Here is a 23500-nt window from a genome sequence, read left to right on the forward strand (position 1 = left end):
TATAGAGTACAAAAAGAATAGGGAGTCATTTTGTCTCCCTATTCCTATTTAGATAATATTTTCCTATTTTTAGGAGGAAACTAGACATGGAATTTTTACAACAGCTGGTTAACGGGGTATCATTAGGCAGTATTTATGCGTTGATAGCCCTTGGTTATACAATGGTTTACGGAATTGTAAAATTAATTAACTTTGCCCATGGAGATGTCTTCATGGTCGGTGCATTTATCGGTTTTTATTCTATTACTATATTAGATTTAGGATTTTTCCCTTCCCTTCTCATTTCCATGGCTATTTGTGCCATCTTAGGGGTTCTAATTGAGAGAATCGCGTACAAGCCATTGCGTAATGCCACAAGGATTGCGGCTCTTATTACAGCAATTGGAGTATCACTGTTAATTGAATATGGAGTTATTTATGTACGAGGCGCACAGCCAGAAGCATACCCTGGTGACCTTATCCCGGCAACAAGTATTGATTTCCTGGGTGTGAAGGTTAGCAGTCAGTCATTGATGATTTTAGGTACTTCTGTAGTATTAATGATTCTTTTGCAATTTATCGTTCATAAAACCAAAATTGGTAAAGCTATGCGTGCAGTTTCTTATGATATGGATGCTGCAAGATTAATGGGTATCAATGTTAACAATACTATTTCCGCAACTTTTGCGATAGGATCAGCGTTAGCAGGAGCGGCGGGTGTTGCTTTTGGTATGTACTATACAAAAATTGAACCATTAATGGGGATTATTCCAGGCCTTAAAGCCTTCGTTGCGGCGGTACTCGGAGGAATTGGAATTATTCCAGGTGCAATGGTTGGCGGCTTGTTGTTGGGTGTCATTGAGTCACTTGTAAGTGCTGCTGGCTTCTCCTTATGGAGAGATGGCGTAGCGTTTGTCGTACTAATCTTAATTTTGATTTTCCGTCCAGCCGGTTTATTCGGTAAAAATGTACGGGAAAAAGTGTAAGGGGGCAAGCGCATGAATATTCTTAAAGGTGCGAAAGGTTTTTGGTCATCAATCGTATTAGCCGTTGTTCTTGGTATTGTCATGCAATTTTTAATTACCGGAGAAATAATTAATTTCTTTTATGTAAATACACTTTATTTTATCGGTATCAACATTATTCTTGCTGCAAGCTTACATCTGATTATTGGAATTACCGGACAGTTTTCAATTGGACATGCAGGCTTTCTTGCTGTAGGCGCTTATGCCTCAGCGATTATTACGATGAAATTAGAGCTTCCCTTCGCGCTTGGATTATTGGCGGGAGGAGTAGCAGCTGCGATTGCAGGCTTAATTATTGGAATTCCTACACTTCGGCTAAAAGGAGATTATCTAGCAATTGCCACGCTTGGGTTTGGTGAAATTGTCCGGATTGTCTTTTTAAATATTGAATATGTCGGCGGAGCAAGCGGGATGACCGTTACGCAGCTTACTACTTGGCCATGGTTATTTGGAAGTATTCTGTTAACACTTATCGTGATTAGAAACTTTACCAATTCGACACATGGGCGTGCTTGTATTTCTGTTAGAGAAAATGAAATTGCGGCTGACGCCATGGGGATTAACACGACTTATTATAAGGTTATTGCATTTGCCATCGGAGCCTTTTTTGCTGGTGTCGCGGGGGCATTATATGCACACAACTTCTTCATTATCCAGCCGACAAACTTCGGTTTCTTAAAATCTTTTGATATCTTAATCTTTGTTGTTCTTGGCGGGCTGGGAAGCATGTCTGGTGCAGTATTGGCTGCAATCCTTTTAACAATTGTTTCTACCTACCTGCAAAGTTACCCTGAATTACGGATGATTATTTATAGCTTAGTATTAATTATTATGATGCTTTACCGTCCACAAGGAATTATGGGAACAAGAGAATTAACTTCATTCTTTAAGTTTGGTAAGTCTGGAAAAGGAGGAGTCAATGATGACAGCAAACAACCCGTTGCTTAAAGTAAATAATGCAGGCATCCGTTTTGGCGGATTAAAGGCTGTTTCAGACGTGAACCTCGAGTTGAAGCAAGGTGAATTAGTAGGGTTGATTGGGCCAAACGGTGCCGGTAAAACCACATTCTTCAACTTGTTAACAGGCGTATATGTACCAACTGAAGGCAGTATTGAGCTAGATGGAGATAAATTAAATGGATTAGCACCCTATAAGATTACTAAAAAAGGAATCAGCAGAACCTTTCAAAATATTCGTTTGTTTAATGAATTGTCAGTGCTTGATAATGTAAAGGTTGCTTATCACTCCCTTGCAAAGCATTCGATTATGAGCTCAATCTTCCGCCTCCCTAAGCACTTTTCAGAGGAAAAGTATATGGAGCAAAAAGCGGTAGAATTTTTGAAAATCTTTAATCTAGATAATGTTATGCATGAAACGGCGAAAAACCTGCCGTACGGTCAACAGCGCCGCCTAGAGATTGCCAGAGCACTTGCCGCTAATCCGAAATTGTTGCTGCTTGATGAACCTGCAGCGGGTATGAACCCACAGGAAACAGAAGAATTAATGAATTTAATTGCTTTAATTCGTAAAAAGTTTGATTTAACAATTCTTTTGATTGAGCATGACATGCTCCTTGTTATGGGTGTATGTGAGCGAATCTATGTACTTGACCATGGCCAGCTTATTGCAGAAGGAACTCCTGAGCAAATCAGAAATAATCCAAAAGTCATCGAAGCATATCTTGGCGAGGAGGTTTCGTAATGCTGAAAATTGAGGATATCAATGTATACTATGGCAATATCCATGCCTTAAAGGGCGTTTCTCTCGATATTAATGAAGGGGAAATCGTGACCTTAATTGGAGCAAATGGAGCAGGAAAAAGTACGCTGTTAAAAACAATTTCCGGATTACTAAAGCCAAAGAACGGAAGCATCTTGTTTGAGGGTCAATCGATTTCAGGTAAGGTAGCACAGACAATTGTGAAACAGGGACTTTCACACGTTCCTGAAGGTCGTCGTGTTTTTGCTAATATGTCCGTAGAAGAGAACCTTGAATTAGGAGCTTATTTACGGAAGGATAAACAAGGGATTAAGGATGACTTTGAAAAGGTCTTTAACCTGTTCCCACGTCTTCTCGAGCGGAGGAAGCAAATGTCTGGTACGTTATCAGGCGGGGAGCAGCAAATGCTTGCCATGGGCAGAGCGTTGATGGCACGCCCGAAGCTTTTACTATTAGACGAGCCTTCAATGGGACTTGCTCCCCTTTTAGTTAAAACGATCTTTAGAATCATTGAAGAGATTAACAAGTCTGGTACTACCATCCTGTTGGTGGAGCAGAATGCGAACATGGCATTATCAATTGCGGACCGCGCCTATGTTATTGAGACTGGAAAAATCGTCCTATCAGGTTCTTCCGATGAATTAAATCAGAGCGATCAAATTAGAATGGCCTACCTTGGTGGACATTAAAAAGACATGTGAATTCACATGTCTTTATTCTTGGAATATTACATTTTTGCCTTTTGTTGTTGTGTTTCTAGCTTAAATTGATGGCGGAGCTTTGGCTGGAGGGCATGTTTAATTTTTATCGCATACTCTTCATATAGCTGCTCTAAACCAACTAAAGCAAGAGAGAAAAAGTTTGCGTAATTTTTTTGAACCTCCCACTTTAACTCGTTCTTACCACAAATACTATATTTATTTAATTCTTCAATTTCTTTTTGAATTTTTGCTAATTCCATTTTCTGTTCTGCCTCAGGTAAAGATAGGACATAATCAATCTTTTCAATATAGTTTTGAGATTTTTCAATCTTGCTTTTAATTTCTTCATAGCCTGCTTTATCAATCAGACCATACTTTAATTTAAAATCATTTAATTTTTGAGCAGAATCATAGGTTGAGTTTACGATATCATCACGTGTCATTTGTGTGGTTTCATAGCTTAGCATATGCTTCCAAGATGGCTGGGTAATCGCCTTTCGGTGGTCCTCAAGGGTATGACAGAATTTTTTAAAGCCGTGAAGCTCTGGATTTTCAAAAGCTGGGCTTGCAGGGTCAAGGAACGGTGCAAGCGGTGCGACAAAGTAGAAAAGTCTTGGATCTTGATTGCATGCCAGATGGATTTCTTCACAGAAATCAATGTTTTCAATCGCACTTTGATAGGTTTGACTTGGAATACCTGTCATAAAAAATAAATCGATTTTCTTGGCACCATGTTTTAAGGCGAAATTAAGCGTTTCAATTACTTTAGGATTGGTACAATTAAACTTACCATTATAGCGTCTAATTTTTTCATCATGAGTTTCGAGGGTAATTTCAATGCTGTATTTTGGACAGCTTTCATTCATCATTTTGAAGAACTCTTCACCCGCGTATTGGAATAATTCAAACACGATTTCATTTTTGAGGTTAAGCTCTTTGAGACGGCTGAAGAATTCTTTTACATATTTACGTCCGCCTTGACGCAGGTCATGCAGGATAAAGATTGGTGCGCGGCTGAAGCGTGAAATAAACTGAATATCCTCAACCAACTTTTCTGGTGAACGTAAGGCTAGAGAACTTCTACCGCAGTTTTGATCATAGGCGTCTTTTGAACCGCCGCAGATGAGACAGTTTTGCGAACAGCCTCTAGCTGTCAGTAATGCAGTATTAGGATATTGCAGCCAGCCGTTGTATGGAAGTGGATCTAGAAAGTTACGATATTTAAAGACAGACCGGACGGTGTAACGATAGCCAGGGACATCAATATCGTCCAAATCCGTTGGTACATAAGTGATTGGGTTATAACCAATCTCACTGCCTTTTTTCCAGGTTAGATTTGGAATGTCAGCATAGTGCATATTTCCAAGCTCCAATTTATTCATCAGCAGAAGCATCAGCTTTTCTGTTGAGTCACCGCGCATGACGAAGTCAATAAAAGGATATTTAATTAGCTCTTTATGATAATAGGTAGCAGATAAGCCCCCAAAAATCATCGGTGTATCAGGATGAAGCTTATTAACAATTTTAGCTAGTTCAATACTGCCATGTGCATGTGGCAGCCAATGAAGGTCTATCCCGAAAGCACGTGTTTTAATCTTTTTTAGCTTCTTTTCAACATCGAATTTTTCACTCATCAGCATTCGGTTGGCGATATTGATAATTTTTACGCGAAGACCAAAACGTTCTAAATAGTCAGCAATACTTGTTAAACCAATTGGATACATTTCAAACACTGGTGATGACGGCACTACATCGCTAATAGGACCTGCAAGCAGGGAATTTTTTCGAAAGTCATAAACACTTGGTGCGTGCAAAAGGACTAAATCATACTTCATATAAGCCACCCTTTTCGAATTAATTAGGTTTATATTATTTATTGTGAATAATTTCACATATAGTTTTTGATTTAACTGTGGCAAAGTGATAAACCAGATAAGTTCTTGTTAATATCCACTTTTGTAATTATTTTCTAGCTACCTTTATTTTACTATAATGATGGATTAATAGAGTGACAAACGGGTGACAACAATGTGGAGATTCCGTGGAAATAAATTAAACCCAAATAAACGTTTGAGCATATTTTAATGGGAACACATATAAAGGAGGAAAATGTCTTGAATTATTATGGTTATCCCAATCAGTACGGAATGTATCCTGGAATAGAACCAAACCAACAGCTAAATCGTTTTGGCGGCGGGCAGCAGCCTGGATTCCCACCCCCTCCATTTGGTGGCGGACAGCAAGGCTTCCCGCCATTTGGAGGAGGAGGAGGAGGACAACAAGGTGGGGCACCATCTTCACCACCACCATCTTACACGCCACAAGAATCACCCTCTTTATACGCTGTAGACCCCGGGGCAATTAGAGGCTGCCTTTATCGCTATACCTATATTTGGCTCAACAATGGCAGCAGTTTCTGGTTTTATCCAACATATGTTGGAAGAGATTCAATTGCCGGATATCGCTGGAGAGGATTCCGCTGGGTATATTATGGAACAGACTTAAGAAGAATTCGATCATTTAGATGCTCATAAAAGCAAACGGGAGGTAAGGAAGACTACGATTCCTTACCTTTTTTATCTTTGATGGAGAAAATTGTTATAATAATGAAAAAAGGATGAAGGATGAGGAAATTGGCAAAGGTTAAAACGAATGCAATTCGAATACTCGATAGCAAAAAGATCTACTATGAAGTGCTTACATACGATAATCAAGATGGAAAAATAGATGGTGTTTCTGTTGCAGCAAAGATAGGCAGGGACCCGAGTGAAGTATATAAAACACTAGTCGCTCAAGGTGCAAGTAAAAGTATTTATGTATATGTGATACCAGTGGAAGCAGAATTAGATTTGAAAAAAGCAGCAAAGGCAGCAGGGGAAAAGAATGTGGAGATGATCCCTGTTAAGGATATTTTGAAATGGACCGGATATATTCGCGGTGGCTGCTCGCCCATTGGGATGAAAAAGGATTATAAGACATTTATCGATGAAAGCTGTTTAGAGCTTGAAAATATGGTGGTCAGTGCGGGGAAAATAGGCGTCCAAATCGTAATCGATCCAAAATTGTTAATAAATCTGACAAAGGCTGAAACAGTTGATGTCAGAAAATAATTAATAGGCATTCACCTATAAACTGATATTGCATAAGATATGTTGAAATGAAAAGCGGAAGCGCCTTGATTAGGGAAAAAATAAACTGCTTTTTTCCTAGTGAAAAATGTAGTTCAATTTTTCCTAGGGGTGCTGCAGCTAGACATATGAAACTTTGCTATGTCACGTAAAAGGGAGTGTTCAGAAGTGGCAGGAAAGATAAAAAATTATTATGCAGGCGGCAATACAGCTAGGGGATTTCATAACCTTTATGATTCAAACCTCCAAGGGCTAGAACGGCTCTACATTCTTAAAGGAGGACCTGGAACAGGAAAATCCTCTTTAATGAAGAACATCGGTAATGAATGGCTCGAAAAAGGGTATGACATTGAGTTCTTGCATTGCTCATCAGATAATGGTTCTATTGATGGAGTGATTATACGTGCCTTAAAGGTGGGGATCGTGGACGGAACCGCTCCGCATGTAATTGAACCCAAAGCTCCAGGTGCTGTGGAACAGTATATTAATCTAGGGGAAGCATGGGACGCGAAGGCGCTTGCTGGTGAGAAAACAAACATTCAACGTTTAACTAAACAAATCAGTGCATCCTTTAATTTAGCTTATTCAACCTTTAAACAGGCTTTAGATATCCATGATGACTGGGAGAAAATTTATATTGAAAACATGGATTTTGAAAAAGCAGATCAGTTGACAAACAAGTTAATTCAGTCCTTTTTTGGAAAGCTGAAAATAAATAAACAGGCAGATATCCGCCATCGGTTCTTAGGGGCTGCAACACCAAATGGAGCGGTTGATTTTGTTCCGAATTTAACAGAGGATATAGAAAAACGCTATTTTATTAAAGGGCGTCCTGGTTCTGGGAAATCAACGATGTTGAAAAAGCTCGCGGCAGCGGCAGAAGCAAGAGGCATTGATACAGAGGTTTATCACTGTGGATTTGACCCTAACAGTTTGGATATGGTGATCTATAGAGAGCTTGGTATAGCTATTTTTGACAGTACAGCTCCACACGAGTATTTCCCGAGCCGTGCCGGCGATGAAATCATTGACATGTATGAGCTTTTGATTACTCCTGGGACGGATGAAATTTATGAAGATAAAATTAAACCAATCGCAGAAAGCTATAAGAATAAAATGCAGGAAGCCATCTCTTATTTAGCAAGAGCGAAAGAACTTCACGATCAGCTCGAAGCGATCTACGTTCCAGCGATGGATTTTGCTGTTGTCGACCATATACAGGCAAGGATCGCAGAGGAAATTAGACAATTAGAACACGAGACAAATGTAAGTACTCAGTTGTAAAAAGAACATTTCCCGCAAAGTAAAGGCTTCTGTTTTCGGTGCTTTCCTAATTAAAAGACACCAGAATTGACGTATGAATTGGCATACGTCTTTTTCCTAATTTATCAAGGCTTTTACGAAATTTCATAACCTGTTACATGGCTGAATTGATCTTTTCAGCATATTGATTCTAGAGGACCCGCACTTATCAGTTGAGGGATAGTAACGAGCTAATAAATAAACGGAAAAATTCCGCTTAATTTAGTAATTACAATAAAAAGGGCTTAAATAGGCGGAGGGATTCCGTCTATTAGCTTGAAAAATTGGAAAATGGGAGATATTTCTTTGATTAAGCGGAAAAACTCCGCTTATATACCCCGAAACGAGCTCTATTCTGCATTTAAGCGGAAAAATTCCGCTTAATTTACTTATGCTGATTATTCGATTAAGGACAAGCCTCTTATTTAAAAGGTTTTATTTCAAAAATCCAAGAGCCCATTTCTCCTGCGGTCATTTCTACCCCTCAATAGACCAAAGAGAGTCGGCTTCCCTAAGTGGTAGGCCGACTTTATTTATTCTATTGAGGATTTGTTTTACTTTGCTGCCCTTTATTTCGTTTATTACCCTTGCTGTTATCTCCGCTGACAAACTCACTCGCGAATTCAGCCTCAGCATGTCCTGCTTGAGGTGAATTTTGATTTTTACTGCCCTTATTAACTTTTTTGGTCATAGTAGTCTCCTCCTTTATTCTATCGGTTCCATTTAGTTTGGCATTAAGGGCATACTTTATGCATTCTCATAGAGGGGTTCTAGAGTGTTTATAGAATTACTAGGAGAGCTAAAATAGAAATATAGGAACTTTTTTAGGGGTGAAGGATTTTGACCAAAGCAATAGAAAAACTAACCACCTTGTTTGAAGAGAATCGGAACGATGAAAATGCCGGGCCAATGAAAAAATATATGAAGGGTCACTTCCCTTTTTTAGGAATTAAGTCGCCGCTCCGTAAAGAGCTTGAGAAGCAATTTTTCAAAGAGACAGAGATTTTGAAAAAGCCATTTGACAAAGATTTCGTGTCAGGTCTTTGGGAAAAGGAAGAAAGAGAATACCACTATACAGCTATTACGTATACAGGGAAATTTATTAAGAAACTGCCAAAAGATGTGATTCCATTTCTTGAAGTGCTAATTACGACCAAATCCTGGTGGGATAGTGTTGATTCCATTGCTCCTCTAGTTGGAGAGCTCGCTAGGAAGTATCCTGAAATAATCGAAGAGACTATTGATGGTTGGTCAGTCGATGATAACTTTTGGCTGCGGAGAACTGCAATTCTTTTTCAATTAAAATATAAACAGCAAACCAATGAATCACTTCTTTATGATTACATTGTTAAGAATGCCGATAGCAAAGAATTCTTCATTCAAAAATCCATCGGCTGGGCATTAAGGGAATACTCTAAAACCAATCCTGTATCTGTTAAGGCGTTTATTCAAGGAAACGAGCTTGCTCCATTAAGTGTAAGAGAAGGAAGTAAGTATCTTTTATGAGCAAAATGGTGAAAATGCATGTGGATATCTGATAAGATGGCAGTAACAAAAATTAGAAATAGGTGAACAGATGATCAAGTGTATTGCATCAGATATGGATGGTACCTTATTAAATTCGTACCAACAAGTTAGTCAGGAAAATAAAGACGCGATTTTAAAAGCCCAGTCACAGGGAATTGAGGTAGTTATAGCAACTGGGAGGTCATATCAAGAGGTACGGTTTGTCCTTGATGAAGCAGATTTACAGTGCCCTGCAATTTGTGTAAACGGTGCAGAAGTTCGCTCAAAAGAAGGAGAAATTTTATCTGCTACACCAATTGAAAAGCACGTAGCCAAAAAGGCTGCGGAAAAGCTAATGGAAAAGGATGTCTATTTCGAAATCTATACAAACCAAGGTACATACTCTCTAGATCCTAATAAAGCCGTGGCCATTATAGTTGACATTGTAGTCAGTGCTAATCCTGATGTGAAACCAGAAGATGTGATTAAACGAGCAGAAGAACGCACTCGTCATGGTTTAGTCCATCAGGTTGAAAGCTATGATGTTTTATTTAATGATGAAACACAAAAAATATACAAGCTTTTTGGGTTTGCACTGGATTCAGACAGACGTGAAGCTGCAGAAAACGCACTGGAAGAATTAACAGAGTTGGCGGTGTCCAGTTCAGGCCATAACAATCTGGAAATCACTCATCGAAATGCTCAAAAAGGAATTGCTTTAGAAACGTTTGTGAAATCAAATGGAATCGAAATCTCAGAAACAATGGCAATGGGTGATAGTTTTAATGACATCTCCATGCTGGAAAGAGTAGGCAGAGCGGTTGCGATGGGGAATGCCGATTATGAAATAAAAACTCTGTGTGATGTGATTACCGCAACAAATGATGAGCATGGAGTTGCCCAGGCAATACTGGAAGTTTTATAGGAAAGGAAGAGATGGATGTTCAAAGTGTGTTCCATTTTATTATCGATGATTCTATTGATATCAGGTTGTTCTCTTTTTGAAAAAGAAAATCTGCAGCCGAAGAACCATGAAGAGGATGAAGCAATCGTCCTGCAGCCAGAGATTGAAGTAGTTGCTGATACACTAAGCGTGCCATGGTCGATAAGTGCGGTCAATGAGACTTTTTATGTGAGTGAACGAACAGGAAGTATCGTGAAAATTGATAATGGAAAAATGGAACGGCAGCAAGTAGAGTTAGAAAAACCGCTCGCGAAAGCGGCAGAAGCTGGACTGCTTGGCTTTGTGCTAGATCCGGGGTTTCCTGGCAATCATCAGGCATTTGCTTATTATACGTATGAGAATGGGCAGGGACAGTTTAACAGAGTGGTTGTATTGCAGTTTGAAGGGAATCAATGGAAAGAAGAAAGGATTCTTCTTGATAAGATTCCGAGTGCAGCATACCATCACGGAGGTCGTATGAAGATTGGTCGTGATGGCAAGCTTTACATTACCACTGGTGATGCCACTACTCCGGAGCTCTCTCAGGATAAAACGTCCCTAAATGGGAAGATTCTAAGAATGAATTTAGATGGCAGTATTCCAGGTGATAATCCCTTTGGAAATTCCTATGTTTACAGCTATGGACATCGGAATCCTCAGGGGCTGGTGTGGATGGGTGATACGTTGTATGCGAGTGAGCATGGTCAATCTGCACACGATGAAGTCAATTTAATAAAGCCAGGAGCAAATTATGGCTGGCCGGTAATCCAAGGAAATGAAGAGAAAACCGGAATGGAGACACCGTTGTTCCAGTCTGGCAATGAAACCTGGGCTCCATCAGGAATGGCGGCACATGACGGTAGGTTGTATGTAGCTACATTACGAGGAAATGCAATTCGGGAGTTTGACATTAAAAGAAATACGACAAGTCCGGTTATTACTGGATTAGGAAGATTACGTGATGTTTATGTCGATGATGAATACCTCTATTTTATCAGTAACAATACAGACGGCAGAGGGAATCCTGATGAAAAAGATGACAAATTGTACCGAGTGTTGCTGACGAATCTGAACGGGTAAAGGCTGGTGTGATTATGACGACAAAAAGCAATAAATTACAATATGGATGGACACTGATTGCCCATCCAACGTATCAAATCTTTACGAACAAAAACTCCTACGTCATTATCGATGAAGACAATGACGTCATGCTCAGATTTACCCTCCAAGAAAACGAAATCGAAATCCAAGGCGCAAACTGGAACCTAAACTACAAAATCAACCTCGGCTTCAAAACCATAAAGATTATTAACACACCCGAAGACTAAAACAACGGCACCATTTATTCAAAATCCAATGCATAAATGATGGATTTTGAATAAATGGTGCCTGTCACCGTTAAATGGTCACCGTTTAAAGAATCTCTATTTTCAATAAGTTAACCTGTGATACTAGGAGTTCTTCGTATTGTTTTTGGGCTTGGAAGTTGATTTCTTGCTGGCTCATTTCTGGGTTTTCTTTTTTTACTTTTTCTATCATGTCTTTTTGTACTTTTTGGGAGAGGACGATGAGTTGGTATTGTTGTTTTTCAGTTTCCCAAAATTTTTCTTCTCCGTATTCGTTAATCATGGCTTTTGCTGATTCGAACTGATCGTATTGAGCGCGGACCTTGTTGATTTCTGTTTCGATTTCTGCGTCAGTTGCCGTGTGGCCTTTTTCTTCTGCAAGCATCGCCATTGAGCGAAGGCGGATGATTTGTGTTAGTAATTGATTTTGGTCTTCAACCAGCTTTTCTTGTGAATCCCAGTAAGCTAATGCTTCCTTCAATTGATTACCGGTATAGCGCTTCTGGTCTGTTTCGCGATTGATCGCAAGCTGGAGATTATTAATAAACTTGTAGAAGTCTACATCTTCATCGGTAATCCATTCTCCGTTAATCGAAGCAACACCCTCAGTTTTTTCCACCTCATAACTGATTACCTTTTCAGTCTTTTCCTTATCTTTTTCTAAGATAAAGAGTATTTCATATTTACCGGGCATCGGAAGTTCAACCTTACCAGAATAGGTGCCATCTTCCCCTTCCGTTAATTTCACTTTCGTCATCCCGTGGTCCATATTGGTCATGGAGAATTCTGCTGAAACGTCCAGCCCAGTTACGCCCTCATCCTTTGCATTTACTTGAATTTCAAAAGGCATTTCTTTATCTGGCTGTTGGTAGAGTGGCTTTGTGATATCAATACTATACTCAGGGTCGGCACTACAGCCTGCAAGCAACGCCAATAACAGCAGTGCGGTCAACCTCATCGCTTTTTTCATGATTCTATCCCTCCAAGATTATGTGTTTGTAAGAATTCCTCCACGGTGTATTTTTCCATTTTTCCTTTATTTAAATAAGCGACATGTGTACAAACCTGTTTGATCTCATCGAGATGATGGGAGGAGAGCAGGATGGTTTTATCATGAAGTGATTTTAATACTTCTAAAATTTCCCTTCGTCCCATGGGGTCAATCCCGCTTGTTGGCTCATCGAGAATCAGAATACTGGAATCCTGATAAAGGGTGATGGCTAATCCAAGGCGCTGCAGCATGCCTTTAGAATATTTTTTTACCTGCATATCGCGGTCATCCCATAAACTTACTGATTTAAGGACATTTTCAATGCGTTCCTGGTTAACTGTCTTAGAAACAGCTTCTGCAAAAAAGGTAATATTCTCAAGCCCAGTCAACATTGGATAGAGCTGAAATTTTTCTGGCAAGTAGGCAATGGCCTTTTTCCAATCATGATTCTTCTTCGTGACTTGAACTCCATTTATGGTAATCGACCCTTGTTTCACAGGAAGAAGACCAAGAAGACTATTAATAAAAGTCGACTTCCCGGCACCATTACGGCCAACAAGTGCGCAAATTTCATGTTTATGAATCTCAATATTGATCGACTCCAGGATTAATTTTTTCCCGAAGGATTGATTTAGACCCGATACCGTAATCATTCAAAGCCCTCCTTACGGTGAAAAATAATCGCTGCTGCGATAGATGTGATGAACCAAAATATCAGATTTCCGAGTAAAAAGAAAACTGGCTTTGTCCACATGAAAGCCTGGAGAAGCCTTGACATGTGACCAAATGAATAAACACCCATGCCTGTTTCAAGGAACATTCTTACAGACTGCAAGGGATTTAAAAAATAGCCTGCAGAAAATACTTTTACATTTTCATAGGTAATGTCAGGCAGTAGTGATAGTAAGAGAAAATCGTGTAAGAAGAAAAAGTAAAACCAGACAAAAATCGTATATCCGATGATCTGCATTCTGGAAGTGCTAAAGCTACCAATTGCGGCGCCCATTTGCAGGAATATAAGTGACATAGCCACAATCGCCAAAATAAAGATGAAATAAGCCTTCATATCTAGTTGGAAATTAAACTTTAGTAATAGTAAATAGAGAAAGAACCATACTAAGATTGGAACAAGGACAACCGTGTAGAGACCTAAGCTTTTTCGCAGTAAAAAGCTCGTATAATTATCTTTCTTGGTTAGCAGCATGATTAAAGTCTTTTGTTCCTTTTCCTGAAAGATTGAGAATGCGCCGATAAACAGGCAAAGAATCGGGATGAAATAAATAATCGTATCAAACAAATTAATTAAGAGGACATAAAAGCCTTTATCAAATGAAAGGGCGGTGGAACGAAACAAGATACTGACTGAAATCAGAACAATGATACTTAAAGCGAGCCATAATCCTTTTCCCCTTATGTTTTCCTTCCATTCCTTCCAAATGTAATGCATAGTAAATGTCTCCCTTTTAGTAAAATCAGCACTGCGGCCAGCAATACCCCAGCTATTAGGATGATATGGTTATTGCCTTTGGCAGCGGCTAGCGGGTGCGGGTCATTAAACATAACCTTTTCGTCCATCAACACTGCATTCATTTTTTCATAGATAGGCAGTGCTGGACTTTTTAAAAATAAATAAGATAATTCTTGATCTTCTAGCAGTTGATACAATGAAGATCGATAGGTTATAGGAAAGTCCCCTATACCATCCTGGTTTAAATCGGTGAGCGGGAAGGAGCTTCCCCAGTCATTTCCTGTGCCATTATGACTCCAGAAATTGTTTTCACCACTTCCACCTATGGTAACAGCGGGAATAGTATTTTCTGTGATCAGATTTCTGGAAAAAATTTGTTCATTGGAACTGGACCAAAGCTCAATCCCAATTTGATTTTGAGAAATTTTATTGCCTTCAAAACTGTTTCTTGTAGCCTGGTCAATGTAAATTCCTCTTTGGTTCATGTAAAACGTATTGTTTTTTATAAGATTATCATTGGCTTGCAGCAGCAGTAATCCAAAGGATTGGTTTCCATAGTTTACGATAAAATGATTATCTTCCAATACGAGATGATTAGAATTCATGACCGCAGCGCCGCCCGTATTCATCGTAAATGTATTTTTCTTAAAAATATTCTCATCGGAATACATGTAATGCAGACCGTACCGTGTGTTACTAATATTATTTTGATAGCTTTCATTTTTGTTACCATAGTCGAAAAACATGCCATCGCGCGTACCTTCGATCTTGTTATGGGTTAAGAGGTTATTATTTGAGTAATAGATATGAATTCCATTACCCTGCGCGGCAATTTCCCCTTTACCCATGCCTTTGATTTCAACATGAGAGATTTTATTGTGGTGTGCCTGGCTTAAATAGATTCCATGAAAGGATTCGGTAATCTTAATGTTATCAATGACATTCCCGTTGGTATAAATCTTAATCCCGGCATACTCCTCAGCAGAGTTACGGTCCATGCCGCTATTTGTGACACTAAGTTTTTTAATAGTCACGTTAGGAGCTTTAATAGAGATGACGTTTCCAGTTCCATCTCCTTTTATCACGGTGTTAACAGTGCCAGCTAAGGTGATTGATTTATTGATGACAATATTGCCCTCATACGTTTTATTTTCGAGTTGTAATACTGCTCCTTCTTCCAAACTGTCGATCATGGCTTGCAAGTTTTCGGCAGCACTATTTTTCTCAGGAAATACTAGAATAATGATAGAGAAAACGAAAAGAAAGAGCAGTAAGTTTTTCATCTTTTTCGATCCTTCCATAACGGAATCAATAATAAAATAAAGGCTGTAATTAGGAAATACGAGCCGTAGCCAAGTACACTTTCTGTGACAAAGTTTGCAACTGTATTATGCCCTAAAAGCGGCGGCACAAAGGGGTCGATTTTTATCGGTGCGGTTGGGCTTAAGTTGGTACCAAATTTACGAAGGGCATGTGTAAGGTCCCAAACACCTAGACTGCCGCCAATGATAAACAAACCAATTAATCCGTATAGTACCGATTTTTTTCGCAGGATGGCTGTCAAGAGAGTAACCGCGGCTAAACCAATCACTAAGTATGATAGATACGCTAATTCAGGGAAATTCTCTTCACTGAAGTTTTCCATTCCAATATAGTGGTTTAAACCATTAACAATATCAATTTCGCCTTCGAGTTTGTTAGGATAAACAATGATATTTAACCCTTCTGGATACTGAGGAGCAAAGAAAATCATCTGCCACCAAGGAAAGAATAATGAAAGTCCGACAAGGACGGCAGCAAGGGCAATTAGTATTGATGAAACCATGGATAATTTTTTTGCCTTCATGTAAAACAAGTCCTTTCTAAAACGGAGAAGGGTACCAATTGATTCAATTGATACCCATCGCCAACATATTATTGCTTTGGTTTTACAAGGAAGTAGCCGGTCATTTCTTGGTGCAGTGCTGAACAGAAGTTAGTACAGTAAAGCGGGAACGTACCTGCTTTGTCTGCAGTAAATTCTAGCGTATTCGTTTGGCCAGGCTGTACTTCCATGTTTAAGTTATAGCTGTTGATGGCAAATCCGTGGGTAATATCCTCATCAAAATCTGTATTCGTTAAGTGGATAAACACCTTATCTCCTTGATTGACTTCAATCACATCAGGACGTTTAGCTTTGGCGTCAAAGATAAACTTCGAGCGCATGGCGATACCGTAGACATGTACTTCATTTCCATTGCGGACAATTTTTGCGTCCTCTTGCTTGTAGGTCGCAAGCTTATTGTTTTCGTCCTTTGGATAAACTTCAATCGTTTTAATCTTATCTGCCTTAATGATTTGAGCGTAGTGTGGCTCAGGATTTACAGGTGAAGATTGAATCACTTTCATTTTACCGCTAATATCAATAAGCTGCATGGACTCAGGATGTGATGGTCCAACAGATAAATAGCTGTCTTTTGCAATTTTGTTCAAGGCAATCAGCCATTTTCCGTCAGGTGAAACAGTGTCACCTTCAGCTGCTACAGAGTGTCCTGGAGAGTATTGAACAGGAACACGGTCTAACGTTTCACCTGTTTTTGGATCCCATTTCACAATTTCAGAAGAAATGAACATCGTTGTATAAGCCATTCCTTTGTCATCAAATTGAGTGTGAAGCGGTCCAAGTGCATTTTCAGGGTTAACTTCTCTTTCCATAATAGAATCGTAGTTGATAATCGGAATACCGTTTCTCTCGCCAGCGAAATCTTGTTTTTCAATCGCTTCAAATGCTTTCTCAAAAGAGAATACTGTCATCGATGGTGCTAGTTTACCAGAAGCAATAAAGTGTTTTCCATCTGGCGTTACGTCCACACCGTGTGGGGATTTCGCAACAGGTACTAGGTAAATTCCGCCTTTATGCTTTTCAGGGAATATCATTTTTTGACCAGTAACTTCATCATACTGCCCGTCTGCAACCATTTTCTCAAGCTCTTTCCAGTTAAAAAGAATAATGTAATCACGGTCAGCCTGTGAGGCGTTAATTTCTAGATTCGTAGTCGCTTCTTCTGTGTTATAAGTTGTCATAACTGCCCAATCTGCAGAGCTTTTCTTTCCAGCGTCTGATAAATCATAAGACCATGGCGGAAGCGCAACCTGGTAGGCAATGTTTAGTTTTTCTTGGTTTTGATCAAACGTTACCGCTGACATTACTCCGCGGTAATCGGTGCTGTATTCATCTAAAGACTTGTATTCAGAACCGATTGGAACCGCGAAACGTGTTGGCAAGAACATGTACTCAGTATTTTCCGTAACGAACGCCGCACAGTGCGGACCGCTTGTGTTTGGGACATTGATAATGTCTTTTACGGTAAACGTTTCTAAATCCATTGCGGCTGCACGGCTATTTCCGACATCCGTTGCAAACATGTATTTACCGTCGTAGTCACCCTTTGTTTCAGAGAATGCCGGGTGGTGCAGGTCTCCCCACGTATAGCCGCCCATCATTTCTTTAGAATGTTCGTCAAATCCATATCCTGTTGCAGAGTCTTGAGAGAATACCGGTACTGTACGGATATGACGCATGGATGGAACACCATAGATAAACATTTGACCGGAGTGTCCACCTGATGCGAATAAGTAGTAATCATCTTTTTCACCGAATGGTACATAAACTTTTTCTGCATTGCTTTTGTTACTACTAGAAGCGACTTCATTGTTTGTACTTTTTGAAAAATCAGCAAAGGAAATTGTTGCTGCAACAAAACCGGCGAGTAAACCAGAGGCGATTGGAACCCATTTCTTCATCTATAACACCACCTTTTTTATTTTTCAGAAGCCTGTTTCAACATATCTAATACTTGCGTGCGTTCTTCATCTGTTAATGGGTTGCCGCCGATAACGCCGGACATAACCGCTGATGTTGGCTCTTTTAAGAATTCTTCAATCGGCTTGCCATGCTTTCCTTCAACGTCTGTAAAGGCCTTTGATAGATCCGGTCCGGTTGCTCCACCTTCTAAACCAAGAGCATCAACTGCGTGACAGCCCAGACATCCTTTACTGTTGAGAATATTTTCTTCATCTACAGAAGCCGTTTCCTTTACTGTCCCGGTGTTTTGATCTTCTGTTTTACTTGTTCCTTCTGCTGGTTCTGTTTGAGCGACCTGAGGTTGTTTATCTGAATCCCCCATAACGACACCAAACACCAAGTATCCAAGACCAAAACCAACTATTAAACTAATCGCAAAGCTAATAATTGCCTTATTCATACTTCCCCCTCCTTCTGTCTATCAACAACTTCATCCTAATTGGATTTCAGGCGTAAATTTGTGATAAACTTCACTGTTTTTTGTGTAATATTGAACGTTTTGTGAAGGGTGTTGAAATGTAAGTGTTTTAAAAATTGAACGTTTTGTGAAGATAATCACTACGAGCTGTGATTTTTTTTACTACAATGGGTACAAGTATTTGAGGTTTACAGAGAGGAGGGGGAGAATGAATCCCGTACATGCTTTAGAGGAACAGCCATTAGGTAGAGTAAGAGCGTTGAAAATCGAGGACTTTCTGCGAAGAATTGTCATTTTCAAGGATTTATCTGAAAAATCCTTGCGTCTTATCGCAAATCGTATTCAGACGTTAACCGTTAAAAAAGGATCACAAGTAATTTGTGAGGATGAAACGGCCAAAGGGGTATTTTTTATTCATACGGGCGCGGTAAAGCTAACGAAACAGGATGAAAGCGGAAATGAGATCATTGTTTGTATGAAGCAAAAGGGTGATGTGTTTGCAGAGGCTTGTTTATTTTCTAAAACCTCTTTGATGTATCCAGCGACAGCTACTATGCTCCAAGACGGACAGCTTTTCTTTTTAGATAAAATGGAATTAGAGAAGGGGCTTCATGAATATCCAGAGCTAGCTGTTCAAATGATCCAATACATGAGTGATTCGTTGCGTGAGATGACTTCAACCTTACGGGACGTGGCGTTGTTAGATGTTTATGCAAAGACGGTTAAAACGTTGGAGCGATTAGGGAATAAATTTAATACCTCCACTTCGAGATGGAACATTGAAATTCCCTTGACGATTCAAGAATTTGCAACTGTGGTAGGGACAACGAGGGAAAGTGTAAGCCGGGTTTTTTCGAAATTGAAAAAAGTGGGAATCATCGATATGAAATCACGGAAAATCATTATTCTTGATATGTGCAGGCTTTGTGCACTTATGAATCAAACGTATTAAAAACGTATAAAAAAAACCTTCGTCATTGACGAAGGGTTAGTTTTTGAATTTATACGTCCAGAAACGTTCGTTGTTGATCCAGACCATCATTTGCGGGTCTTGGTTCTTTAGCTTCTCAGTCACGTCGCCAAACATTTGCTCTGTCTGGGAACGATGTGCCTGAATCGCAGCGAGCTTTTTATCGGCAACGGCGCTAATATTAAGGACGATGTCTGCCTCACCGAGCTCTTCAACACAATTGTTTGAAAAAGCAACGCAGTGCAGTTTTGGCCGTTCGGCAGCAGGCAGCTTTTCTACGGCCCTGACGACCGCCGCACCGGTGGCGTCATGGTCAGGGTGAACGGAGTACCCTGGATAAAAAGTAATGATTAATGATGGATTTACCTCATTTATTAACGAAACAAAAGCATTCGCAAGCTTTTCGTCGTCTTCAAATTCAACCGTTTTATCACGGTACCCAAGCATTCTTAAATCCTGAATTCCTAATGCCGCAGCAGCAGCCTTAAGTTCTTCTTTTCTAATTTTTGGGAGATTTTCTCTATTCGTAAAAGGGGGATTCCCCATGTTGCGTCCCATTTCGCCCAAGGTTAAACAAGCATAAGTGACAGGAGTACCATTCTGTACATGAGTAGCAATGGTTCCTGACACTCCAAAAGCTTCGTCATCCGGATGTGGAAAGACGACTAATACATGACGTTCTTTTTCCATAATAGGCTCCTCCTTCCTTTACTCAAACGGTGTAGCGCTAATTTCAAGAGCGACCGCGAGTTTTCCATTGTTATCATGACCGGCTAGCAGCAAACGGTTTTGCTCATCCACTTCAAAATGAGTAAGACCTTCTGCGTAAATCCAGCCAAGGTTTATTTTTAAGCCAACACGATAGGGATCATTTCCAGTGATTTTCCCAATTTCGTATCGTACTAATGCGTTGCGGATATAGGCACCTGCTGAAAAGAAAGTCTGATCATGATGAGATGCATAGGCACCATTTGTAGTTTCTAGATGAATATATACATCCTGGTTCGTGTATGCGTTAATCGCTTCTTGAACCTGGCGATAATCCTTAATCGGTTCCATAATTCTTTCTCCTTTCCCTGTGCAAGGTATGTAAATTAATAATGTTACTATCATACTAAAATCACAATGAAAAAGCGAAATCCTTGCTTTAAAAAAGGCTGTGTTAAATTTGTCTGTTGATTTGCGCTCCACTAAGGAAGGCTTCTTTGAATAATCATCGCAGGGACAGGCGTTCTTTGCCTGTCCCGAGGCACTTCGCTTTCCGCAGGCGGCCCGGGAAGCCTCCTCGACGCTAAAGCGTCTGCGGGGTCTCCCCTGTCCCGTCCTCCTGCAGGAGTCTTCGTGCCTTCCGCGCAAATCAACAGAGTGCTAATATAAAGTTTGGCTTTAACACAACCATCACGTAAAAAAGCCGTTCAAAGTGAACGGCTTAATGATTAACAATCTGTGCAGTATTCAGTTTTTGCACCGCGGTAGGCACCGTGCCATGTAGGTCCGACAAATTCGTTTAAGCGGAAGCCTTGGCTGATAGCCGCTGAAATGAAGTCTTTTGCAACCTCAACCGCTTCAACAACAGAACTTCCTTTTGCAAGTTCTGCCGTAATCGCTGAAGAGAAGGTACAGCCTGCTCCATGTGTAAAGTTTGTTTCCACTTTCTCAGATTCAAACACTGTAAAGTCTTTGCCATCATATAAAAGGTCAATTGACTTTTCCTCTGTTAAAAGCTTGCTTCCGCCTTTAATGACAACATACTTTGCACCTAAATCGTGTATTTTTATAGCAGCTTCTTTCATCTGCTCTAACGTTTTAACCGGTCCGGTTTGAGCTAATTGACCTGCTTCGAACAGGTTCGGTGTCACAACTAAGGCACGTGGCAATAACAGTTCGCGCATAGCGTCAGTTGTTTCTGGATTTAATACTTCATCCTCGCCCTTACAAACCATAACAGGATCAATCACAACAGTTTCCAATTTATGTTCATCGATAACCTTTGCTACTAACTCAATAATCTCAACTGTGCCGAGCATACCTGTTTTCATTGCGTTGATTCCTACAGATAGGACAGTATCAATTTGTGGTTTTAGAGTTTCTACTGAAATAGGAAACACACTGTGGTGCCAATCCTTTGGATCCATCGTAACGATGGTTGTCAGTGCCGTCATCCCATAAACACCTAGCTCTTGGAATGTTTTAATATCGGCTTGAATTCCAGCACCCCCGCTCGTATCTGAACCAGCAATTGTCATAACCTTTTTGATTGTCATATGTACTCCTCCTTAAAACACATTGGTGATTTTTTCACTATTCCTATTATAAAACAAACTAGAAAATATAGCAGAATTTTTGCAAATGCTCTGATTTTGTCAGAAAAATGACAATTGACCGTTTATACCCTAATTAAATCGTTTTATGTGATAAATCTTACTTCAGAGAAAAAGGACTCATCGTACGATAGTACTAAAGATACACTTTTTAAAATGGCATCGCTTACAAAATTTGGTTTAACTATCCGTATATAGCGCTAAAGCAATTGAGTTAGGCGAAAGTTCGATAAACTGACACAAATTCTACCGAGATCTGTCAAAGCCCTGAGATTGAGGCAACGATATTTATTATAAATTCAAATTGCATAGCTAATTTATTTTGAACTGCATGTGTTGTGATAAATGTCGCTGAGAAGGCTCGGCAACATCATTACAATTGAAACGCCATGAAGGTATTTCCTACAGAGGAGGGAAATCAATGTACCGCAAAGGATGTCCTGATGAATACCCCATTTCCTTAGTGTTAAATGGGTATGAGATTGCCGTATTTCAGCTAACAAAACATGATTTAGAGGATTGGGCTTATGGTTATTTGTTTTCTGAAGGATTTATTCACGGATCAAGTGATGTTGGATCGATTAGCATAAATGAGGAAATGGGCACCATTAATGTCTCACTTCTAAATGGCTTTAATGAAGAAGAGTTGTTTACGAAGAAGAAGCACTATACAGCAGGCTGTGGCCGCGGAGTTACATTTTTCTCGATGACCGATGTGAAAAATTTTCAAAAAGTGTCTTCTGAACACAGCTATAAATTGAGTTATTTATTAAAAAAGCGAAGTGAATTTGCTCAAAATTCACCGTTTTATTTGGAAACTGGCGGAATGCATGGAGCCTGTATCGTTGATGAGGCAGGCAATATCACCGTCCGTGAAGACATTGGGCGGCACAATGCAGTCGATAAGATCATTGGCCACACCATACGAATGGGTTTGCAGCCTGAACGGTTAGTTTTACTAACAACCGGAAGGGTTTCATATGAAATGCTCTCCAAGGCAGCGAAATTTGGCTTTCCTGTTATTGGGTCAAGAACGGCAGCCACCAAGCAGGCTGTTCAACTGGCAAAATACTTAAATATAGAGGTAATTGGTTATTTACGAGGGAAAATGGCTAATATCTATACCTCAACAGGCCGAGTTGAAAATGATTTAGTGGAAATACCCGCTGTAGAGATGCATTGAAAGGGGGAATAAACAGGCCAAGGTTAAGACTAGAGAAAAAAGGGATGTTCTATTCAATACTGGGAAGGAGATAGAAAAATGGTTGAAATCAACTTAAACCGCCGGCAATTTTTGAAGTTGTCTGGTGCTACTGCGGTTACTCTTGCGGTAGTTGAGCTCGGATTCAATGAGAAAAAGGCTCATGCCAGCACAAAAGAATTCAAAATTGCCAAATCAACTGTTACACCAACCATTTGCTGCTTTTGCGGCGTTGGCTGTGGAATTTTAGTTCATACAAAGGACAATACAGTGGTTTATACGGAAGGGGATCCGGATAACCCAATTAACGAAGGAAAGCTATGCAGCAAGGGTACCACCATCAGACAATTATACACCTCTGAAAAGCGAATTAAAAAACCGCTTTATCGTGCACCAGGCAGTGATAAATGGGTAGAAAAAGACTGGGAATGGATGTATGAAACCATTGCCAAGCGTACAAAAGAAACACGTGACAAATCTTTTGTAGTTAGTGAAGACGGCATGACAGTGAACAAGACCGAGGCCATTGCGAGCCTTGGCGGAGCAGCTCTTGATAATGAAGAGACTTACCTGCTTGCAAAAATGATGAGAGGGCTTGGTGTTACCTATTTAGAGCACCAGGCACGAATATGACATA

The 23500-nt window shown here is 39.9% G+C and carries 26 protein-coding genes; 14 read left to right on the forward strand and 12 right to left on the reverse strand.

The annotated features are described in order from the left end of the window. Positions 1-86: 86 nt before the first annotated feature. The 4 genes from ABC255_RS00955 to ABC255_RS00970 are packed head-to-tail and all read left to right on the forward strand — an operon-like array spanning position 87 to position 3413. Complete coding sequence (locus ABC255_RS00955; RefSeq protein ID WP_335528370.1) at positions 87-965, forward strand: branched-chain amino acid ABC transporter permease; 879 nt, start codon at positions 87-89, stop codon at positions 963-965. A 12-nt stretch (positions 966-977) separates the two neighbouring features. Next, positions 978-1952, forward strand: a complete 975-nt coding sequence (locus ABC255_RS00960) for a branched-chain amino acid ABC transporter permease (protein ID WP_412990947.1) — start codon at positions 978-980, stop codon at positions 1950-1952. Further along, on the forward strand, positions 1927-2706 hold the full coding sequence (locus ABC255_RS00965) for an ABC transporter ATP-binding protein (protein ID WP_412990948.1): 780 nt from the start codon (positions 1927-1929) through the stop codon (positions 2704-2706). Before ABC255_RS00960 ends, ABC255_RS00965 begins: the two co-directional genes overlap by 26 nt. Beyond that, the gene (locus ABC255_RS00970) at positions 2706-3413 is read left to right on the forward strand and encodes an ABC transporter ATP-binding protein (RefSeq protein WP_412990949.1); all 708 of its coding nucleotides are present in this window, start codon (positions 2706-2708) and stop codon (positions 3411-3413) included. Before ABC255_RS00965 ends, ABC255_RS00970 begins: the two co-directional genes overlap by 1 nt. Before the next feature lie 38 nt (positions 3414-3451). On the opposite strand, the gene ABC255_RS00975 is transcribed toward ABC255_RS00970, so the two are convergent. Further along, on the reverse strand, positions 3452-5260 hold the full coding sequence (locus tag ABC255_RS00975; RefSeq protein WP_412990950.1) for a TIGR04190 family B12-binding domain/radical SAM domain protein: 1809 nt from the start codon (positions 5258-5260) through the stop codon (positions 3452-3454). A gap of 312 nt (positions 5261-5572) precedes the next feature. Here ABC255_RS00975 and ABC255_RS00980 point away from each other — a divergent pair, with 312 nt between their 5' ends. The 3 genes from ABC255_RS00980 to ABC255_RS00990 all read left to right on the forward strand — a co-directional run bounded on the left by ABC255_RS00980 (position 5573) and on the right by ABC255_RS00990 (position 7837). Beyond that, positions 5573-5959, forward strand: coding sequence for a hypothetical protein (locus tag ABC255_RS00980; protein WP_412998439.1), 387 nt, complete (start codon positions 5573-5575; stop codon positions 5957-5959). Positions 5960-6058: 99 nt separating this feature from the next. Then, positions 6059-6535: a Cys-tRNA(Pro) deacylase gene (gene ybaK, locus ABC255_RS00985; protein WP_412998440.1), complete on the forward strand. Its 477-nt coding sequence runs from the start codon at positions 6059-6061 to the stop codon at positions 6533-6535. 186 nt (positions 6536-6721) lie between these two features. Continuing rightward, positions 6722-7837, forward strand: a complete 1116-nt coding sequence (locus ABC255_RS00990; protein WP_412998441.1) for a PRK06851 family protein — start codon at positions 6722-6724, stop codon at positions 7835-7837. A gap of 556 nt (positions 7838-8393) precedes the next feature. Here ABC255_RS00990 and ABC255_RS00995 read toward each other — a convergent pair. Further along, a complete protein-coding gene (locus tag ABC255_RS00995; RefSeq protein WP_412990951.1) occupies positions 8394-8546 on the reverse strand; it encodes a hypothetical protein in 153 nt (50 codons plus the stop codon). Between the two features lie 146 nt (positions 8547-8692). On the opposite strand from ABC255_RS00995, the gene ABC255_RS01000 reads away from it, so the two are divergent. The 4 genes from ABC255_RS01000 to ABC255_RS01015 all read left to right on the forward strand — a co-directional run bounded on the left by ABC255_RS01000 (position 8693) and on the right by ABC255_RS01015 (position 11632). Further along, positions 8693-9361, forward strand: coding sequence for a DNA alkylation repair protein (locus tag ABC255_RS01000; RefSeq protein ID WP_412998442.1), 669 nt, complete (start codon positions 8693-8695; stop codon positions 9359-9361). Between the two features lie 70 nt (positions 9362-9431). Next, positions 9432-10286, forward strand: coding sequence for an HAD family hydrolase (locus ABC255_RS01005; protein ID WP_412990952.1), 855 nt, complete (start codon positions 9432-9434; stop codon positions 10284-10286). 15 nt (positions 10287-10301) lie between these two features. Next, positions 10302-11384: a PQQ-dependent sugar dehydrogenase gene (locus tag ABC255_RS01010; RefSeq protein ID WP_412990953.1), complete on the forward strand. Its 1083-nt coding sequence runs from the start codon at positions 10302-10304 to the stop codon at positions 11382-11384. A gap of 14 nt (positions 11385-11398) precedes the next feature. Next, positions 11399-11632 carry a hypothetical protein gene (locus tag ABC255_RS01015; RefSeq protein WP_335528399.1) on the forward strand — a complete coding sequence of 78 codons (234 nt, stop codon included), beginning with the start codon at positions 11399-11401 and terminating at the stop codon, positions 11630-11632. 85 nt (positions 11633-11717) lie between these two features. On the opposite strand, the gene ABC255_RS01020 is transcribed toward ABC255_RS01015, so the two are convergent. The 7 genes from ABC255_RS01020 to ABC255_RS01050 all read right to left on the reverse strand — a co-directional run bounded on the left by ABC255_RS01020 (position 11718) and on the right by ABC255_RS01050 (position 18353). Next, positions 11718-12620 (reverse strand): FixH family protein, encoded by a 903-nt coding sequence (locus tag ABC255_RS01020; RefSeq protein WP_412990954.1) that lies wholly within the window; start codon positions 12618-12620, stop codon positions 11718-11720. Further along, positions 12617-13294, reverse strand: coding sequence for an ABC transporter ATP-binding protein (locus ABC255_RS01025; protein WP_412990955.1), 678 nt, complete (start codon positions 13292-13294; stop codon positions 12617-12619). Before ABC255_RS01025 ends, ABC255_RS01020 begins: the two co-directional genes overlap by 4 nt. Further along, positions 13291-14088, reverse strand: coding sequence for an ABC transporter permease (locus tag ABC255_RS01030; protein WP_412990956.1), 798 nt, complete (start codon positions 14086-14088; stop codon positions 13291-13293). Before ABC255_RS01030 ends, ABC255_RS01025 begins: the two co-directional genes overlap by 4 nt. Then, positions 14052-15392, reverse strand: a complete 1341-nt coding sequence (nosD, locus tag ABC255_RS01035; protein ID WP_412990957.1) for a nitrous oxide reductase family maturation protein NosD — start codon at positions 15390-15392, stop codon at positions 14052-14054. Before nosD ends, ABC255_RS01030 begins: the two co-directional genes overlap by 37 nt. Next, positions 15389-15955, reverse strand: a complete 567-nt coding sequence (locus ABC255_RS01040; RefSeq protein ID WP_412990958.1) for a hypothetical protein — start codon at positions 15953-15955, stop codon at positions 15389-15391. The genes nosD and ABC255_RS01040 overlap by 4 nt, the downstream gene beginning before the upstream one ends. A 68-nt stretch (positions 15956-16023) precedes the next feature. Continuing rightward, a complete protein-coding gene (gene nosZ / locus ABC255_RS01045; protein ID WP_412990959.1) occupies positions 16024-17892 on the reverse strand; it encodes a Sec-dependent nitrous-oxide reductase in 1869 nt (622 codons plus the stop codon). A 17-nt stretch (positions 17893-17909) separates the two neighbouring features. Beyond that, positions 17910-18353, reverse strand: a complete 444-nt coding sequence (locus ABC255_RS01050; protein WP_412990960.1) for a cytochrome C — start codon at positions 18351-18353, stop codon at positions 17910-17912. Positions 18354-18579: 226 nt separating this feature from the next. On the opposite strand from ABC255_RS01050, the gene ABC255_RS01055 reads away from it, so the two are divergent. Continuing rightward, positions 18580-19323 (forward strand): Crp/Fnr family transcriptional regulator, encoded by a 744-nt coding sequence (locus tag ABC255_RS01055; protein WP_412990961.1) that lies wholly within the window; start codon positions 18580-18582, stop codon positions 19321-19323. A 36-nt stretch (positions 19324-19359) separates the two neighbouring features. Here the strand turns inward: ABC255_RS01055 and bshB2 are convergent, their stop codons facing one another. From bshB2 to pdxK, 3 genes are all read right to left on the reverse strand, one after another. Next, positions 19360-20031: a bacillithiol biosynthesis deacetylase BshB2 gene (bshB2, locus tag ABC255_RS01060; RefSeq protein ID WP_412990962.1), complete on the reverse strand. Its 672-nt coding sequence runs from the start codon at positions 20029-20031 to the stop codon at positions 19360-19362. A gap of 18 nt (positions 20032-20049) precedes the next feature. After that, the gene (locus tag ABC255_RS01065) at positions 20050-20400 is read right to left on the reverse strand and encodes a YojF family protein (RefSeq protein WP_412990963.1); all 351 of its coding nucleotides are present in this window, start codon (positions 20398-20400) and stop codon (positions 20050-20052) included. Positions 20401-20777: 377 nt separating this feature from the next. Beyond that, entirely contained in the window at positions 20778-21605 is an 828-nt protein-coding gene (gene pdxK / locus ABC255_RS01070; RefSeq protein WP_412990964.1) for a pyridoxine/pyridoxal/pyridoxamine kinase, read from the reverse strand. A 478-nt stretch (positions 21606-22083) separates the two neighbouring features. Here pdxK and fdhD point away from each other — a divergent pair, with 478 nt between their 5' ends. Both fdhD and ABC255_RS29690 read left to right on the forward strand, forming a co-directional pair. Further along, a complete protein-coding gene (gene fdhD / locus ABC255_RS01075) occupies positions 22084-22845 on the forward strand; it encodes a formate dehydrogenase accessory sulfurtransferase FdhD (RefSeq protein WP_412990965.1) in 762 nt (253 codons plus the stop codon). A gap of 78 nt (positions 22846-22923) precedes the next feature. Beyond that, the gene (locus tag ABC255_RS29690) at positions 22924-23496 is read left to right on the forward strand and encodes a twin-arginine translocation signal domain-containing protein (RefSeq protein ID WP_487247421.1); all 573 of its coding nucleotides are present in this window, start codon (positions 22924-22926) and stop codon (positions 23494-23496) included. Positions 23497-23500: the final 4 nt, after the last annotated feature.

The sequence above is a fragment of the Neobacillus canaveralius genome, assembly GCF_047237705.1.
In the GTDB taxonomy this organism is placed as follows: domain Bacteria; phylum Bacillota; class Bacilli; order Bacillales; family Cytobacillaceae; genus Neobacillus; species Neobacillus niacini_K.